Here is a 15,584-nt window from a genome sequence, read left to right as displayed (position 1 = left end):
GTTGATAGGCCGGATATGGAAGCACGGTAACGTGTGGAGTTGACCGGTACTAATAGGCCGAGGGCTTGTCCTCAGTTGCTCGCGTCCACTGTGTTAGTTCTGAGGCAACGAACAGTTGCCGGCTTTGAGCAGAACGCATAACAGAAAAGTGTGCTTGTTCGCTCGAAACCATTAGGGTTTCGGTGGTCATAGCGTAGGGGAAACGCCCGGTTACATTTCGAACCCGGAAGCTAAGCCTTACAGCGCCGATGGTACTGCAGGGGGGACCCTGTGGGAGAGTAGGACGCCGCCGAACAATCTTTGGGAAGGACCCCTGGTCACCAGCGTTCAGCTGGGACCAGGGGTCCTTTTGTTTTTACAATGCTTGTAGTACCGAAGACAGGAGTCACCGATGTCCACCAACTCTCCCGACGACCGTCCGGAGCGCGATCAGCGGCGCCGGGAGGGCGGGGACCGCGGCGACCGTGGAGGTGCCCCCCGCGGCAACGACCGTGACCGTGGTGGCTACGGCCGCCGTGACGGTGGAGACCGCGGCGGCTTCCGCCGGGACGACCGCCGGAGTGACGACCGGGGCGACCGCGCTGAGCGTAGTGGCGGTGACCGTGGCGACCGTGGTGGGTTCCGACGGGACGACAACCGCGGGGGTTTCGGCCGGCGCGACGACCGGGACCGGGGGCCGCGCCGCGACGACCGCGGTGACCGTCCCGCGTTCCGGCGTGACGACCGTGGAGAGCGCGGTGACCGTCCCGCGTTCCGGCGTGACGACCGTGGTGAGCGCGGCGATCGTCCGGCCTTCCGGCGTGACGACCGTGGTGAGCGCGGTGACCGTCCCGGCTTCCGTCGCGACGATCGCGGTGAGCGTCCGGGCTTCCGGCGTGACGACCGTGGTGAGCGCGGTGACCGTCCCGCCTTCCGCCGTGACGATCGCGGTGAGCGTCCGGCCTTCCGTCGCGACGACCGTGGTGAGCGTCCGGCCTTCCGGCGTGACGACCGCGGTGAGCGCGGTGACCGTCCCGGTTTCCGTCGTGACGACCGCGGTGAGCGCGGTGACCGTCCGGGCTTCCGTCGCGACGACAACCGTGGCGGCTTCGGCCGGCGCGACGACCGCGGTGGTTTCCGCCGCGACGAACGGCGCGACGACCGCGGTGACTTCCGCAGGGACGACCGCCGCGACGACCGCCGCGATGACCGTGACCGGGGTGGCTACGCTCCCCGCGACGACCGCGATCGCGGCGGCTTCGTTCGCCGTGACAGTGGCGACCGGGGCGGCTTCCGCCGGGACGACCGGCGTGACGAGCGCCGCGACGACCGGGGCGACCGTGGTGGTTTCCGCCGCGACGACCGGCGTGATGACCGCCGTGATGACCGCCGGGACAGCCGTCCGGACGACCGGCGCGGTGAGCGTCGTGACGACCGCGGTGGTGACCGGCGCTTCGGCGAGCGTGGCGCGGAGCGCACGGGCGAGCGGCGTTTCGGTGACCGTGGTGGAGACCGGGGCGGCGAGCGTGGCGGCTTCCGCGGCCGGGACGACCGTGGCGGTCGCGGCGGCCCCCGTCACGACGACCGCGGCGGCCGACCGGGCGGTTTCCGGGGCCGTGACGACCGCGGCCGCGACGACCGGCGCGGCGGCGGACGCTTCCGTGACGACCGGGACCGTGACCGTGACCGCGAGCCGATCAAGCGGCTGCCGATCCCGCCGGACGTCACCGGCGAGGAGATCGACAAGGACGTACGCCAGGAGCTGCAGAGCCTGCCGAAGACGCTCGCGGACGACGTCGCCAAGAACCTGGTGATGGTCGCGCGGCTCATCGACGAGGACCCCGAGGGCGCCTACGGCTACTCCAGGGTGGCCCTGCGGCTGGCCTCGCGTGTCGCCGCCGTACGGGAGGCCGCCGGTTTCGCGGCGTACGCGAGCCAGAAGTACAGCGAGGCGCTCGCCGAGTTCCGCGCTGCCCGGCGTATGACCGGCAATGTCGATCTGTGGCCCGTGATGGCCGACTGCGAGCGTGGGCTCGGGCGGCCGGAGAAGGCGCTGGACATGGCCGGTGCGCCCGAGGTGCACAAGCTGGACAAGGCCGGCCAGGTCGAGATGCGGCTCGTCGCGGCCGGCGCCCGGCGGGACATGGAGCAGCTGGACGCGGCCATCGTGACGCTGCAGAGCCCCGAGCTGGCGTCCAACTCGGTCCAGCCGTGGACCGCGCGGCTGCGCTACGCGTACGCCGACGCGCTGCTGGCGGCCGGCCGTAAGGACGAGGCGCGCGAGTGGTTCGCCAAGGCCGTGGAGGCGGACCGGGACGGCAGCACCGACGCTTCGGACCGGCTCGCCGAGATGGACGGCGTGGAGTTCGTCGACGCGCTCGACGAGGAAGCGGAGGACGCGGACGTCCCGTCGGTCACGGAGGTCACGACGGCCCCTGAGGTCACGGAGGTCACCGAGGCCGCGGAGAAGGACGTCGACGACGCCGACGCCGATGAGGCTGACGACGCCGCCGACGCCGAGGCCCATGAGGCTGACGACGCCGAGGCCGCCGACGGCGACAACGGCTGACAGCCACGACGACAGAGGGCGGGCTCCCGGGTTTCACCGGGGGCCCGCCCTCTCGTCGTTGTGCCGCCGTCCGAGGCCGGGGCGCTCAGAGGTCGAGTGCGCGCAGGACCAGGCCGGAGGCCGGTTTCGGGCCGAAGGACGTCGACTTGCGGGGCATGGTGACGCCCTGGCGGGCGAGGTCGCGGACGACCTCCTCGCGCACCGGGTGCAGCAGCACCGCCGTGGAGCCGTCGCGTTCGGCCTTGGTGACGGTGGCGGCCGTGTCGTGGATGTAGGCGATGTGGGCCGGGGAGTCCTCGGGGATCCGCCAGATGTGCTCCAGCAGCGTGGTGTGCAGGACCGTCGCGTCCAGAGTGCGCCAGGCCGCGGGGCGGTCGGCGGGGACCGTACGGGCCAGCAGCGCCGGGTCGGGGCGGTCGAGGAGGTGGAAGGCACCGTCGCCGGCCAGCAGGAAGGCGTTGCCGGCGCAGGCCGCGTCGGCGAGGGCCTCCAGGGCCTCCGGGAGCGGAACCTCCAGGCGCCGCACGCGGAAGTGGCCCTCGACGGCGGCGACGGCCGCTGCCACCGGCAGGCCGTGCAGAAGCCGGTGGATGGCGCGGACGCGCAGCGGGTAGCGGGCGGTGTCGACGAGCAGGACGAGGCCGTAGTCCCAGGGGCCGGGGGAGGGGTGTTCCTCGCGCAGCCGGCGGTAGGTCGCCCAGCGGTGGTGGCCGTCGGCGATCAGCGCCTGGTGGTGCGCCAGGTCGGCCTGGACCGCGGCCAGTTCGGCGGGGTCGGTGACGGACCACAGACGGTGGGTGAAGCCGTCCTCGGTGGTCGTCGACAGCAGCGGAGGCTGCTCCGCGGCGCCCTCGACGGCCCAGGTGGTGGCGGCCGTGGGGCCGTTGCCGCGGTAGGTCAGCAGGAGCGGTTCGAGGTTCGCGGAGGTCGCGCGCATCAGGGCGGCGCGGTCGGCGACCACGTGCGGCATGACGTCCTCGTGCGGCAGGACCAGGCCGTCGTCCGGGTCGGTCACGCGCAGGGCGCCGATCAGGCCCCGCTGAAGCATGCCGTCGCCGTCGCGCTGTTCGTAGACGTACAGGCCGGGTACGGGATCGGCGGTCAGCACGCCCTCGTCGAGCCAGCGGCGCAGCGTGTCGGCGGCCTGCTCGTTGCGGGCGCTGGGGGTGCCGGCCTGGGGGAGGATGAGGCGGACGATGTTGTACGGGTCCGACGACTGGAGATGGTGCAGGCCGTCGGGGCGGACCACGACGTCGTACGGCGGCGAGGTGACGGCGGCGAGGCTGCCGACCCGGTCCGGGTCGTAGCGCAGACCTCGGAACGGCGCGAGTTCGAGGCCCCGGCGCGCTGTTGCTTCCGAGTGACCTGCTGTGTCCATCCCGGCATCGTACGTGTGTCAGTGGTATGCGCGATGATCGGGGGAAAGAGCATGCAGAGCCGAGGAGCGATGTGCAATGAGCCGGAGCGTCAGGACGAGGCCCGAGGGCAGTGGGCAGGCCCTGAGCGAGGCGTACGACACTGCGCTGCTCGATCTCGACGGGGTGGTGTACGCGGGCGGGGACGCGATCGCGCACGCCGTGGAGTCGCTGGAGAGGGCCCGGGCCGGCGGGATGCGTCTGGCGTATGTCACGAACAACGCGCTGCGCACGCCGGACGTGGTCGCGGAGCATCTGTCCGAGCTGGGCATACCGACGGGCGCGCAGGACGTCATCACGTCCGCGCAGGCGGTGGCCCGGCTGATCAGTGAGCAGGTGCCGGCCGGTGCGCGGGTGCTCGTGATCGGCGGGGACGGGCTGCGGGTGGCGCTGCGCGAGCGCGGCCTGGTGCCCGTGGAGTCGGCGGACGACGATCCGGCGGCGGTGGTGCAGGGGTTCGGCGGGCCGGACCTGCCGTGGGGCCGGTTCGCCGAGGCGTCCTACGCGGTCGCGCGCGGAGTGCCGTGGTTCGCGTCCAACACGGATCTGACGATCCCCAGCGGGCGCGGTATCGCGCCGGGCAACGGGGCGGCGGTGGAGGTCGTACGGATCGCGACCGGTGCCGAGCCGCAGGTGGCGGGCAAGCCGCTGCCGCCGATGCACCGGGAGACGATCCTGCGCACGGGTGCCGAGCGGCCGCTGGTGGTGGGGGACCGGCTGGACACGGACATCGAGGGGGCGTTCAACGGCGGTGTCGACTCGCTGCTGGTCCTGACCGGCGTCACCGACGGCGCGCAGTTGCTCGCCGCGCCGCCGCAGCACCGGCCGACGTATGTCGACGCCGACCTGCGCGGGATGCTCACCGGGCAGCCGGAGATCACCGAAGAGGGTGACGGTTTCCGGTGCGGCGGGTGGACGGCCGGCGTCGGGGACGAGCAGTTCGTGCTGAGCGGGGACGGTGAGGCGCTGGACGGTCTGCGGGCGTTGTGCGCGGCGGCCTGGACGGCGGCCGGGGACGGCGTGTGCGCGCTGGACGCGGGGAAGGCGCTGGCCCGGCTGGGGTTGTGAGCCGAGGCCCCCGACCTTCGGTACCGAGACCGGCGATTGCGCCTGCGACCGGAAGCCGAGACGGCGATCGCGCCTGCGACCGGGAGCCGGACCGGGAGCGCGGCTACGACCGGGGATCGTCGACGAAGCGAGGGTAGGCTAACCTAACCTCGTGTCGGTCGACAGTCCTCCCGAACAGCGCGCGGCGACCGCTGCCGCGCCCCCGAGCCGCCGGGCGATACGTGCCGTCGGGCTGCTGGTCGCCCTGGCGGTCCTGGCCCTCCTGGTCGTGGCGAGCATCGCCGTCGGCGCCAAGCAGCTGTCCGTGGGGCAGGTCTGGCACGGCCTGTTCCACGACGCCGGGACGTACGGCGACGTCGTCGTCGACGACCGGCTGGCGCGGACCGTGCTCGGGCTGCTCGCCGGGGCGGCGCTCGGCCTGTCCGGGGCCGTCCTCCAGGCGCTCACCCGCAACCCGCTCGCCGACCCCGGTCTGCTCGGCATCAACGCGGGCGCGTCCGCCGCGGTCGTCACGGCGATCACGTATCTCGGCGTCACCAGCCTGACCGGCTATGTGTGGTTCGCCTTCCTCGGCGCCGCCGTCGTGGGCGCGCTGGTGTGGTTCCTCGGCGGCAGCAGGGGCGCCACGCCCGTCCGGCTCGCGCTCGCGGGGACCGCGATCACCGCCGCGCTGTACGGGTTCGTGCAGGCGGTGATGATCACGGACGACGCGGCGCTGGGCAAGATGCGTTTCTGGACCGTCGGCTCGCTGAACTCCGCCACCGACGGGACCATCAAGCAGGTGCTGCCGTTCTTCGCGGCCGGCACTCTGCTGGCGCTCCTCCTCGCCCGCCCGCTCAACGCCATGGCCATGGGCGACGACACCGCCAAGGCCCTCGGCGCCCACCTCGACCGGACCCGGGCGCTGGCCATGCTCGCCGCCACCGTGCTGTGCGGGGCGGCCACCGCGGCCTGCGGGCCGATCCTGTTCGTCGGGCTGATGGTGCCGCACGTCGTGCGCTCCTTCACCGGACCCGACCTGCGCTGGATCCTGCCGTACGCCACCGTCCTGTCGCCCGTGCTGCTGCTGGGCGCCGATGTGCTCGGCCGGATCGCCGTGCGGCCCTCGGAACTCCAGGTCGGTGTCGTCACCGCCGTCCTGGGCGGTCCGGTCTTCATCTTCCTGGTCCGCCGGCGCAGGACGGCTCAGCTGTGAACACGGCGGTGAAGAAGACGAGCACGACGGCTCGCACGACGCGTGGCCCGCAGGCGGTGCGCATGCCCGGCGGACTGTCGCTGCGCCTCGACGTGCGCGCGCTGGTCGTCGTCGCCCTGCTGCTGGTGGCCGCGCTCGCCGCGAGTGTCGCGCTCATCGGCACCGGCGACTTCCCCGTCTCCGCCGGGGACGTGGTCAGGACGCTGCTCGGCGACGGCAACCCGGGGCAGGAGTTCATCATCCGGGAGCTGCGGCTGCCGCGGGTCCTGGTCGGTCTGCTGGTCGGGGCCGCGCTGGGGCTGGGCGGTGCGCTGTTCCAGGCCGTCTCCCGCAACCCGCTGGGCAGCCCGGACGTCCTCGGCCTCGGGCAGGGCTCGACGGCCGGCGCCCTCGTCGTGATCGTCCTGGTCGGCGGCAGCACCGCGCAGGTCACCCTCGGGGCGCTGGCCGGCGGCCTGCTGACCGGCCTCGCCATCTATCTGCTCGCCTGGAAGCAGGGCGTGCACGGCTACCGGCTGGTCCTGGTCGGCATCGGCGTCTCCGCGGTCGCCACGGCCGTCAACGGCTACCTCATCACCAAGGCCGACTTGGTCGACGCGGCCCGCGCGATCGTGTGGATGACCGGCTCGCTCAACGGCCGCGGCTGGGAGCAGGTGTGGCCGCTGCTCGTGCTGTGCGCGGTGCTGGTGCCGCTGGTCCTCGCCCACGCGCGGGGCCTGAGGATGATGGAGATGGGCGACGACATGGCCGGCGCCCTCGGGGTGCGCGTCGAGCGGGTGCGGATGCTGCTGATGGTGGCCGCCGTCCTGCTCACCGCCACCGCCACGGCCGCCGCCGGGCCCGTCGGGTTCGTCGCCCTCACCGCGCCGCAGCTCGCCCGCCGCCTGACCCGCTCGCCGGGTCCGAACCTCGTGCCGTCGCTGTGCATGGGCGCCGCCCTGCTGGTCGCCGCCGACTTCGCCTCGCAGCGGCTGTTCGGCGCCGACCAGCTGCCCGTCGGCGTGGTCACCGGCGTACTCGGCGGCGTCTACCTGCTGTGGCTGCTGGTCACCGAGCGCCGGGCGGGCCGGATATGAGCGGCACGCACCAGAACACCGATAGGAGCCCCGTGAACCGCCTGTCCGCCGACAACGTCACCCTCGCCTACGACCAGCGCGTCATCGCCGAGCAGCTGTCGGTCGAGATCCCCGACGAGTCCTTCACGGTGATCGTCGGCCCGAACGCGTGCGGCAAGTCGACGCTGCTGCGGGCGCTGTCGCGGATGCTCAAGCCGAGCCGGGGCCGGGTGCTGCTGGACGGGCAGGTGATCCAGTCGATGCCCGCGAAGAAGGTCGCCCGCACCCTCGGCCTGCTGCCGCAGTCGTCGATCGCCCCCGACGGCATCACGGTCGCCGACCTCGTCGGCCGCGGCCGCTACCCGCACCAGGGCCTGCTGCGCCAGTGGTCCAGCGAGGACGAGCGGGTCGTCCAGGAGTCCATGGCGCAGACCGGGGTCGCCGAACTCGCCGACCGGTACGTCGACGAGCTGTCCGGCGGTCAGCGCCAGCGCGTGTGGATCGCGATGGCGCTCGCCCAGCAGACCCCGCTGCTGCTGCTCGACGAGCCGACGACCTACCTCGACATCCAGCACCAGATCGACGTGCTCGACCTGTGCGCGGAGCTGCACGAGACGCAGGGCCGCACGCTCGTCGCGGTGCTGCACGACCTCAACCACGCCGCCCGGTACGCCACGCACCTGATCGCCCTCAAGGGCGGCGAGGTCGTCGCGCAGGGCGCGCCGAAGGACATCGTCACGGCGGAGCTCGTCGAGGAGGTGTTCCACCTGCGCTGCCAGGTCATCGACGACCCGGAGACGGGGACGCCGCTGGTGGTGCCGGCCGCGCGGAAGGCACGCGTACGGGTCTAGAGCAGCTTCCTGAGCCGGAACAGGTCCACCAGGCTCGCCTCCAGCCTCACCCGGCCCGAGCCCCAGGCGCGCGCGAAGTTCAGCTCGCCGTTCACCAGGGCCACCAGGTCGTCGCCGGCCATCGCCAGCCGGATCTCGGCCCGCTCGGGGGGCGGACCCTGAAGGGTGTCGTCCACCCGGATCCGGCCGCCGGTCAGCCGCCCGGCGAAGGTGACGTCCAGGTCCGTGATGTGGCAGCTCACCGAACGGTCCAGGGCCGCGGCCTCGCGGACGTCGCCCTCCGCGCGCTGCATGCTGTCCGAAAGTTTGTCGAGTGCGCTGCGGCACTCCTCGATCGTGGCCATCGCGCTCGACGGTACCGCAGGGCTTCGCGGTAGCGTCTGGGCATGCACGACACCGTCTCCGACGCCGAGGCGCACGAGGAGGGCCCGGACGAGCCGGCGTACGACCCCGCCGCCCCGGCCCCGCTGAACGTGGACCGCACCCCCACCGGCGACGCCGGCGTCGACGCCGCCCTGGACCGGCTGGCCGACGCCGACCACCTCGCCACGGACGGACACCTCGAGGTGTACGAGGATGTACACCGGGGGCTGCGCGACGCGCTCACCGCGCTCGACGCCCGCCCGGGACCTCCGGCGCCCCCGTCGTCGTATCCGACGGCGTCCTCGCCGTCGTACCAGAGCAGGAGCTGAACGCACCGTGGCAGGAGTCGCACGTCGCCGTCTGGACGCGGAGCTGGTCCGCCGCAAGCTCGCGCGTTCGCGTGAGCACGCCAGCCAGCTGATCGCCGCGGGGCGGGTCACCGTCGGCAAGGCCGTCGCGACCAAGCCCGCCACCCAGGTCGAGACGGCGGCGGCGATCGTCGTCACGGCCGACGACGGCGATCCCGACTACGTCTCCCGCGGCGGGCACAAGCTCGCCGGGGCGCTGGCCGCCTTCGTGCCGCAGGGGCTGGCCGTCGAGGGCCGGCGGGCGCTGGACGCCGGCGCGTCCACGGGCGGCTTCACGGACGTGCTGCTGCGGGCCGGGGCCGCGCACGTGGTCGCCGTGGACGTCGGGTACGGACAGCTCGCCTGGACGCTGCAGAGCGATGAACGCGTCACCGTCAAGGACCGTACGAACGTACGCGAGTTGACGCTCGAGTCGATCGACGGGACCCCCGTGGACCTGGTCGTGGGGGATCTGTCCTTCATTCCGCTGGGTCTCGTGCTGCCCGCGCTGGTGCGGTGCGTGACGCCGGACGCCGATCTCGTGATGATGGTGAAGCCGCAGTTCGAGGTGGGGAAGGAGCGGCTGGGCAGCGGGGGTGTCGTACGGAGTCCGCAGCTGCGGGCGGAGGCCGTGCGGGGTGTGGCCGAGAAGGCGTGGGAGCTGGGGCTCGGGGTGAGGGGTGTCACCGCCAGCCCGCTGCCCGGGCCGTCCGGCAATGTCGAGTACTTCCTGTGGCTGCGTGCCGGGGCGCCCGCCCTGGACCCGGCCGATGTTGACCGTGCAGTGGCGGAGGGGCCGCGTTGACGCAGAACCGAGCTCGTACTGTTTTCCTGCTCGCCCACACCGGACGGCCGGCGGCCGTGCGCAGTGCCGAGCTCGTGGTCAAGGGCCTGCTGCGGTCCGGTATCGGGGTGCGGGTGCTTCAGGCGGAGGCGGTCGATCTGCCCCTGCCGGACGAGGTGCAGCTGATCAAGGAGGCGACTCCGCAGTGCCTCGACGGGTGCGAGCTGCTCATCGTCCTCGGAGGTGACGGCACGCTGCTGCGCGGCGCGGAGTTCGCGCGGGCGTCCGGGGTGCCGATGCTGGGCGTCAACCTGGGGCGGGTCGGGTTCCTCGCGGAGGCCGAGCGGGACGACCTGGAGAAGGTCGTGGACCGGGTGGTGGCCCGGTCGTACGAGGTCGAGGAGCGGATGACCGTCGACGTCGTCGTGCACCGCAACGGCGACATCGTGCACACCGACTGGGCGCTGAACGAGGCGGCCGTGCAGAAGGTGTCCGCGGAGCGGATGCTCGAGGTCGTGCTGGAGATCGACGGGCGGCCGGTGACCGGGTTCGGCTGCGACGGGATCGTGTGCGCGACGCCGACCGGGTCGACGGCGTACGCGTTCTCGGCGGGCGGGCCAGTGGTGTGGCCGGAGGTCGAGGCGCTGCTGATGGTGCCGATCTCGGCGCACGCGCTGTTCGCGAAGCCGCTGGTGACGGCGCCGGACTCGGTGCTGGCCGTCGAGGTGCTGCCGCACGTCCCGCCGGGGGTGCTGTGGTGCGACGGGCGGCGCACGGTGGAGTTGCCGCCGGGGGCGCGGGTGGAGGTGCGGCGCGGGGCCGTGCCGGTGCGGCTGGCGCGGCTGCACCACGCGAACTTCACGGACCGGCTCGTCGCGAAGTTCGCGCTGCCGGTCTCGGGGTGGCGCGGGGCGCCGCACTAGGACGGCGCCGGGTGGCGCGGTGCGCCGCACTGATCCGACGCCGGGTCGATCGAACGACGGGGCCTCGCTCGGGTGGGTGACAAAGGCGGGGCGGTCGCACTCGGCCTGCCGGACCTCGTATGGTCTTGTGCGTGCTGGAAGAGATGCGGATACGGTCGCTCGGTGTCATCGACGACGCCGTTGTCGAGCTGTCGCCCGGGTTCACCGCCGTCACCGGCGAGACCGGTGCGGGCAAGACCATGGTGGTCACCAGCCTCGGGCTGCTGCTGGGCGGGCGCGCCGACGCGGCGCTCGTGCGGCTCGGGGCGGACAAGGCGGTCGTCGAGGGCCGGATCACCGTACCCGCGGACGCCACCGCCGTCGTACGGGCCGAGGAGGCCGGGGCCGAGCTGGACGACGGGGCGCTGCTGATCAGCCGCACGGTGTCCGCCGAGGGCCGGTCGCGGGCGCACGTCGGAGGGCGGTCGGTCCCCGTGGGGCTGCTCGCGGAACTCGCCGACGACCTGGTGGCCGTGCACGGGCAGACCGACCAGCAGGGGCTGCTGAAGCTGTCCCGGCAGCGTGAGGCGCTGGACCGGTACGCCGGGGACGCGGTCGCCGTGCCGCTGACCAAGTACCGCGAGGCGTACAAGCGGCTGCGGGCCGTGGCCGCCGAGCTGGACGAGATCACGACACGCGCGCGAGAGCGGGCCCAGGAGGCCGACCTGCTGCGCTTCGGCCTCGACGAGATCGCGGCCGTGGAGCCGCGCGCCGGTGAGGACGCGGAGCTGGCCGAGGAGGCCGAGCGGCTCGGGCACGCGGAGGCGCTGTCGTCGGCCGCGACGGCCGCGCACGCCGCGCTCGCGGGCAATCCGGAGGACCCCGAGAGCATCGACGCGACCACGCTGGTCGCGGGCGCCCAGCGGGCCCTGGAGGCCGTCCGCTCGCACGATCCGGCGCTGGCCGCGCTCACCGACCGGATCGGGGAGATCGGCATCCTGCTCGGCGACGTGGCCGGGGAGCTGGCGGGATACGCCGACGACCTGGACGCCGATCCACTGCGGCTGGCGGCGGTGGAGGAGCGGCGGGCCGCGCTGACGCAGCTGACGCGGAAGTACGGCGAGGACGTCAACGCGGTGCTGGCGTGGGCCGAGCGCAGCGCGCAGCGGCTGACCGAACTCGACGGTGACGACGAGCGGACCGAGGAGCTGACCGCCGAACGCGACGGGCTGCGCGCCGAACTGGGCGGGCTCGCGCAGGCGCTGACCGAGGCGCGCACCGAGGCCGCCGAGCGGTTCGCGGCGGCCGTGACCGCGGAGCTGGCGTCGCTGGCGATGCCGCACGCGCGTGTGTCCTTCGACATCCGGCAGAGCGAGGACCCGGAGGGCGTCGAGGTGTTCGGGCGCACGGTCGGCTACGGCCCGTCCGGCGTGGACGAGGTCGAGCTGCTGCTCGCCCCGCACCCGGGCGCGCCGCCGCGGCCGATCGCCAAGGGGGCCTCCGGCGGTGAGCTGTCCCGCGTGATGCTGGCCGTCGAGGTCGTGTTCGCGGGGACGGACCCGGTGCCGACGTATCTCTTCGACGAGGTCGACGCCGGCGTCGGCGGCAAGGCGGCGGTGGAGATCGGGCGGCGCCTGGCGCGGCTCGCGAAGTCGGCGCAGGTCGTCGTCGTCACGCACCTGCCGCAGGTGGCCGCGTTCGCCGACCGGCAGCTGCTGGTGGAGAAGACCAACGACGGCTCGGTGACGCGCTCGGGCGTGAAGGTCCTGGAGGGCGAGGACCGCATCCGCGAACTCTCCCGGATGCTGGCGGGTCAGGAGGACTCCGAGACCGCCCGCGCCCACGCGGAGGAACTCCTGGCGACGGCCCGCGCGGACGGGTAGCGGCAGGCCCGGCCGAGCACTCGTGCAGGTCGATTCGCGCTGCCGCGGAAGGGTCGGAGGGGCGCGGCCCGCTCACTCGTGTGAGTGACGCCGGGGGGCGTACGAGGTCGGCGTGCGCCCCCGCGGTTCCCGGAACGGCCGTATGTGCTGGCATTCTTGGCGGCGTGGCGGAGGAAACGGTGTGGTCCGCCCCCTTCGCTCGATCGTTCTGTACGTTCTCTTCGTGACCGTCCCACGCCGACCCAGGAGCCCGGCCACGTGACCCCCGCGAGCAGCCCGTCACCGCACGGCCGGCCGTTGCTGCGCACCGTGCAGGTGCTCGGCGGCGGTAACGCCGGCAGCAGCGCCCATGTGCGCTCGCTGGCCGCCGGGCTCGTCGCACGGGGCGTGAAGGTCACCGTGTGCGCCCCCTACGAGGCCGATCACGCCTACGACTTCACCGGCGCCGGCGCCGACCACGTGGCCGTGGAGCGCAGCAGCGACCCGGTGTCCGTCGCCGCGCTGCGGGCGGCCTGCGCGAACGCCGATCTCGTGCACGCGCACGGGCTGCACGCCTCGTTCCGGGCCGCGCTCGCGCTCAGCGGGCGCCGCACCCCGCTCGTCGTCACCTGGCACGACCGGGCGTACGCCGAGGGGCCGCGCGCCCAGCTGCTGCGGCTGCTGGAACGACGGGTGGCCAGGACCGCCGCCGTCGTGCTGGGCACCAGCTCGGTTCTGGTGGACGTCGCCCGCCGCACCGGCGCGAGGGACGCCCGGCTCGCCGCGGTCTCCGTACCCGGGTCGCGCCCGGCCGGCCCCGACGAGGAGGCCGAGCGGCGCCGCCCCAAGGTGCGCGCCGAACTCGGCGCCACCGGACGCCCCTTGCTGCTGGCGGTCGGCTCACTGGAACGCCACCGCGGATACGACCTCCTGCTGGACGCCGCACGCGCGTGGCGCTCCCTGGACCCGGCGCCGCTCGTGGCGATCGCCGGGGAGGGACCGTCGCGGCCGGAGCTGCAGCGCCGTATCGAGGACGAGGGGCTGCCGGTACGGCTGCTCGGGCGCCGCGACGACGTCGGCGAGCTGCTCGCCGCCGCCGACCTCGCGCTGCTGCCCAGCCGTTGGGAGTCGCGGTCCGTGCTCGCCCAGGAGGCGCTCCACGCGCGCGTGCCGCTCGTCGCGACCGACGTCGGCGGCATCCGCGAGCTCGTCGGCGACGCCGCCGAACTGGTGCCCTACGGCGACGCCGCGGCGCTCGCCTCGCGCGTCACCCGCCTGCTCGACGACCCCGTCCGCTGCGAGGAACTGCGCGCCAAAGGCGCACGGCAGGCGGCCACCTGGCCCTCGGACGACGAGACGGTCGCCCAAGTGCTAAGTGTCTACGACGAGTTGACCAAGCCCTCGCCGTGGCTCTAGGCGCCAACGGCACGTGGCTTTGGTCGCCCCTGCGGCACGTGGCCCCGGGGACCTACGGCACGTGCCGACGGGCCCGCAGCGCCAGGCTCAGGGCCAGGACCGTCTGGGGGTCGTCGAGGTCGGTGCCGAGCAACTCGCCGATGCGGGCGAGGCGGTTGTAGAGGGTCTGACGGTTCAGGTGCAGCTCGCGGGCCGTCTCCGCCTTGCGGCCGGCGTGGGCCAGGTACGTCTCGAGGGTGGGCAGCAGCGGAGGGCGCGAGCGGTGGTCGTGGTCGCGCAGGGGGCCGATCGCGCGGTCCACGAAGGCCTCCAGGTCCGGATGGTCGCGCAGCCGCCACAGCAGCAGGTCGATGTCCAGGCGGCGGGCGTCGTACCAGGGGCGGTCCGTGAGGCCCTGCGCCGCCGTCGCCGTCTCCGCCGCGTGCCGCAGCGCCGCCGAGGCCGCCGCCCAGCCACCCGCGACCCCGACCACCACGACCGGCGGCTGCGCGCCCGGCCGCTGCATCCCGGCCCGCTCCACACCCGCCCGCAGCGCCGCCGCGGCCCGGTCGGCGACCGCCGCGCGCTCCGGCTCCGAGCGCAGGCCCAGAAGGACCAGCACACGGCCCTCCACCGGGCGTACGCCGATCAGCACCGGCACGCCCACGGCGGCCAGTTCCTCGGAGACCGCGCGGGCCAGCACCGCCCAGCCGCCGCCGGGCGAGAGGGCGTCACCGAGCCGCATCACCACCGGCAGCAGCGGCCCCGAGCCCGGTTTGAAGCCGAGGACGCGGGCCTGCGCCGGGGCGTCCTCGGCGGTGATGCGGCCCTCGGCGAGGTCGGTGAGGAAGTCGCCGCGCCCGCGCGCGGCCAGCTCCTCCTCCTGGCGGGCCTGCATCAGCACCACCGCCAGTATGCCCGCGGCCCGCTCGGCGGCGATGCGGTGCACCGGCGCCAGCGGGGAGCGCACCGGCAGCAGCACCAGCCGCGCCCGCACCGAACCCGTCCCCGGACCACCACCGGGGACGTCCACCAGGACCGAACCCGACGGCGGCGGCGCGTCCTTGTGCGGGCCGCGCAGCCCCTCCCACACCTGGAGCGGATCGGTGCCCTCCGGCCCGGCCCCGGCGGCGTACAGCAGCTGCCCGTCGGCCGTCTCCAGGAAGACCGGGTTGTCGCTGAAGCCGGCGAGGATGCCGAGGACCTGGGGCACTCCGCCGCCGCCCAGCAGGGCCTGGGTGCAGCGCCGGTGCACCTCCTCCGCCCGCTGCAGCAGCGCGTAGTGGCCGTTGACGATCTCGGTGTGGATCTCCTCGGTGACGGTCACGAACGGCACCTCGCGGTGCAGCTGGACCAGCGGCAGCCCCGCCGCCCGCGCCGTCTCCACCAGCGGCGCCGGCAGCCGGGCGAAACGCGGGCCCAGCTCCACCACCAGCGCCGCGATGCCGCGTTCGGCCAGGGTCCGCGCGAACGCCCGCTGCTCGGCGGGGCGGGTGCCGAGCCCGTAGCCCGTGGTCAGCAGCAGTTCGCCGCCCTTGAGCAGGGAGGCGATGTTCGGCACCTCGCCCGCGTGCACCCAGCGCACGGTGCGCCCCAGCCGGTCGGCGCCCGCGAGCACCTCGGGCAGTCCGCTGCGCAGGCCCGGCAGCTCCAGTGCCCGCTGCACGGTGATTCCGGTGCCCTGGGTGTCGAATCGGTGGTCGGTGCGGCTGTCCATGCTGCGGACGCTACCCGGGCCCGCGTTACGGCGACATCTCCGGGCGGTCACGGGGACGGTCACCGTCCCGCGCGGCGCGACA

At 74.0% G+C, this 15,584-nt stretch carries 13 protein-coding genes, 1 rRNA gene and 1 pseudogene; 12 read left to right on the top strand and 3 right to left on the bottom strand.

The annotated features are described in order from the left end of the window. Positions 1 to 178 precede the first annotated feature (178 nt). The 3 genes and pseudogenes from rrf to AC0B9F_RS28140 all read left to right on the top strand — a co-directional run bounded on the left by rrf (position 179) and on the right by AC0B9F_RS28140 (position 2,548). Positions 179 to 295: ribosomal RNA gene (gene rrf / locus AC0B9F_RS28150) — 5S ribosomal RNA — on the top strand. 96 nt (positions 296 to 391) lie between these two features. Beyond that, positions 392 to 1,231, top strand: a pseudogene (locus tag AC0B9F_RS28145) (tetratricopeptide repeat protein); the annotation flags it as partial. Between the two features lie 453 nt (positions 1,232 to 1,684). Next, positions 1,685 to 2,548 carry a tetratricopeptide repeat protein gene (locus AC0B9F_RS28140; protein ID WP_472007301.1) on the top strand — a complete coding sequence of 288 codons (864 nt, stop codon included), beginning with the start codon at positions 1,685 to 1,687 and terminating at the stop codon, positions 2,546 to 2,548. Between the two features lie 85 nt (positions 2,549 to 2,633). On the opposite strand, the gene AC0B9F_RS28135 is transcribed toward AC0B9F_RS28140, so the two are convergent. Beyond that, positions 2,634 to 3,926 carry a DUF1015 family protein gene (locus tag AC0B9F_RS28135; protein WP_472007281.1) on the bottom strand — a complete coding sequence of 431 codons (1,293 nt, stop codon included), beginning with the start codon at positions 3,924 to 3,926 and terminating at the stop codon, positions 2,634 to 2,636. 76 nt (positions 3,927 to 4,002) lie between these two features. Between AC0B9F_RS28135 and AC0B9F_RS28130 the strand changes: the two genes are divergently transcribed. From AC0B9F_RS28130 to AC0B9F_RS28115, 4 genes are all read left to right on the top strand, one after another. Beyond that, positions 4,003 to 5,031, top strand: coding sequence for an HAD-IIA family hydrolase (locus tag AC0B9F_RS28130; RefSeq protein ID WP_472007280.1), 1,029 nt, complete (start codon positions 4,003 to 4,005; stop codon positions 5,029 to 5,031). A 151-nt stretch (positions 5,032 to 5,182) separates the two neighbouring features. Beyond that, positions 5,183 to 6,226, top strand: coding sequence for a FecCD family ABC transporter permease (locus AC0B9F_RS28125; protein WP_472007279.1), 1,044 nt, complete (start codon positions 5,183 to 5,185; stop codon positions 6,224 to 6,226). A gap of 62 nt (positions 6,227 to 6,288) precedes the next feature. Continuing rightward, on the top strand, positions 6,289 to 7,302 hold the full coding sequence (locus tag AC0B9F_RS28120) for a FecCD family ABC transporter permease (protein ID WP_472007299.1): 1,014 nt from the start codon (positions 6,289 to 6,291) through the stop codon (positions 7,300 to 7,302). Further along, on the top strand, positions 7,299 to 8,132 hold the full coding sequence (locus AC0B9F_RS28115) for an ABC transporter ATP-binding protein (RefSeq protein WP_472007278.1): 834 nt from the start codon (positions 7,299 to 7,301) through the stop codon (positions 8,130 to 8,132). Before AC0B9F_RS28120 ends, AC0B9F_RS28115 begins: the two co-directional genes overlap by 4 nt. On the opposite strand, the gene AC0B9F_RS28110 is transcribed toward AC0B9F_RS28115, so the two are convergent. Next, positions 8,129 to 8,476 carry a sterol-binding protein gene (locus tag AC0B9F_RS28110; RefSeq protein WP_472007277.1) on the bottom strand — a complete coding sequence of 116 codons (348 nt, stop codon included), beginning with the start codon at positions 8,474 to 8,476 and terminating at the stop codon, positions 8,129 to 8,131. The genes AC0B9F_RS28115 and AC0B9F_RS28110 overlap by 4 nt on opposite strands. Positions 8,477 to 8,518: 42 nt before the next feature. Here AC0B9F_RS28110 and AC0B9F_RS28105 point away from each other — a divergent pair, with 42 nt between their 5' ends. The 5 genes from AC0B9F_RS28105 (at position 8,519) to AC0B9F_RS28085 (ending at position 13,806) form a co-directional block, all read left to right on the top strand. Then, entirely contained in the window at positions 8,519 to 8,824 is a 306-nt protein-coding gene (locus AC0B9F_RS28105) for a hypothetical protein (RefSeq protein ID WP_472007275.1), read from the top strand. Between the two features lie 7 nt (positions 8,825 to 8,831). Then, a complete protein-coding gene (locus tag AC0B9F_RS28100) occupies positions 8,832 to 9,647 on the top strand; it encodes a TlyA family RNA methyltransferase (protein WP_472007274.1) in 816 nt (271 codons plus the stop codon). After that, entirely contained in the window at positions 9,644 to 10,549 is a 906-nt protein-coding gene (locus tag AC0B9F_RS28095; RefSeq protein ID WP_472007271.1) for an NAD kinase, read from the top strand. The genes AC0B9F_RS28100 and AC0B9F_RS28095 overlap by 4 nt, the downstream gene beginning before the upstream one ends. A 119-nt stretch (positions 10,550 to 10,668) precedes the next feature. After that, a complete protein-coding gene (gene recN, locus AC0B9F_RS28090; protein ID WP_472007269.1) occupies positions 10,669 to 12,411 on the top strand; it encodes a DNA repair protein RecN in 1,743 nt (580 codons plus the stop codon). Positions 12,412 to 12,669: 258 nt separating this feature from the next. Continuing rightward, positions 12,670 to 13,806 (top strand): glycosyltransferase family 4 protein, encoded by a 1,137-nt coding sequence (locus tag AC0B9F_RS28085; RefSeq protein ID WP_472007268.1) that lies wholly within the window; start codon positions 12,670 to 12,672, stop codon positions 13,804 to 13,806. A gap of 52 nt (positions 13,807 to 13,858) precedes the next feature. On the opposite strand, the gene AC0B9F_RS28080 is transcribed toward AC0B9F_RS28085, so the two are convergent. Then, complete coding sequence (locus AC0B9F_RS28080) at positions 13,859 to 15,502, bottom strand: PucR family transcriptional regulator (RefSeq protein WP_472007266.1); 1,644 nt, start codon at positions 15,500 to 15,502, stop codon at positions 13,859 to 13,861. Between the last annotated feature and the right edge of the window lie 82 nt (positions 15,503 to 15,584).

The sequence above is a fragment of the Streptomyces sp. NPDC097129 genome (assembly GCF_055668065.1).
Note: the sequence above shows the minus strand (reverse complement) of the source record. Positions and strands in the feature narration are given on the sequence as shown.

Excerpts from the sequence above, each read along its gene's own strand:
- AC0B9F_RS28135 (WP_472007281.1), bottom strand. The coding sequence starts at position 3,926 with ATGGACACAGCAGGTCACTCGGAAGCAACAGCGCGCCGGGGCCTCGAA.
- AC0B9F_RS28130 (WP_472007280.1), top strand. The coding sequence starts at position 4,003 with ATGAGCCGGAGCGTCAGGACGAGGCCCGAGGGCAGTGGGCAGGCCCTG.
- AC0B9F_RS28120 (WP_472007299.1), top strand. The coding sequence starts at position 6,289 with ATGCCCGGCGGACTGTCGCTGCGCCTCGACGTGCGCGCGCTGGTCGTC.
- AC0B9F_RS28115 (WP_472007278.1), top strand. The coding sequence starts at position 7,299 with ATGAGCGGCACGCACCAGAACACCGATAGGAGCCCCGTGAACCGCCTG.
- AC0B9F_RS28110 (WP_472007277.1), bottom strand. The coding sequence starts at position 8,476 with ATGGCCACGATCGAGGAGTGCCGCAGCGCACTCGACAAACTTTCGGAC.
- AC0B9F_RS28105 (WP_472007275.1), top strand. The coding sequence starts at position 8,519 with ATGCACGACACCGTCTCCGACGCCGAGGCGCACGAGGAGGGCCCGGAC.
- recN (WP_472007269.1), top strand. The coding sequence starts at position 10,669 with ATGGTCTTGTGCGTGCTGGAAGAGATGCGGATACGGTCGCTCGGTGTC.
- AC0B9F_RS28080 (WP_472007266.1), bottom strand. The coding sequence starts at position 15,502 with ATGGACAGCCGCACCGACCACCGATTCGACACCCAGGGCACCGGAATC.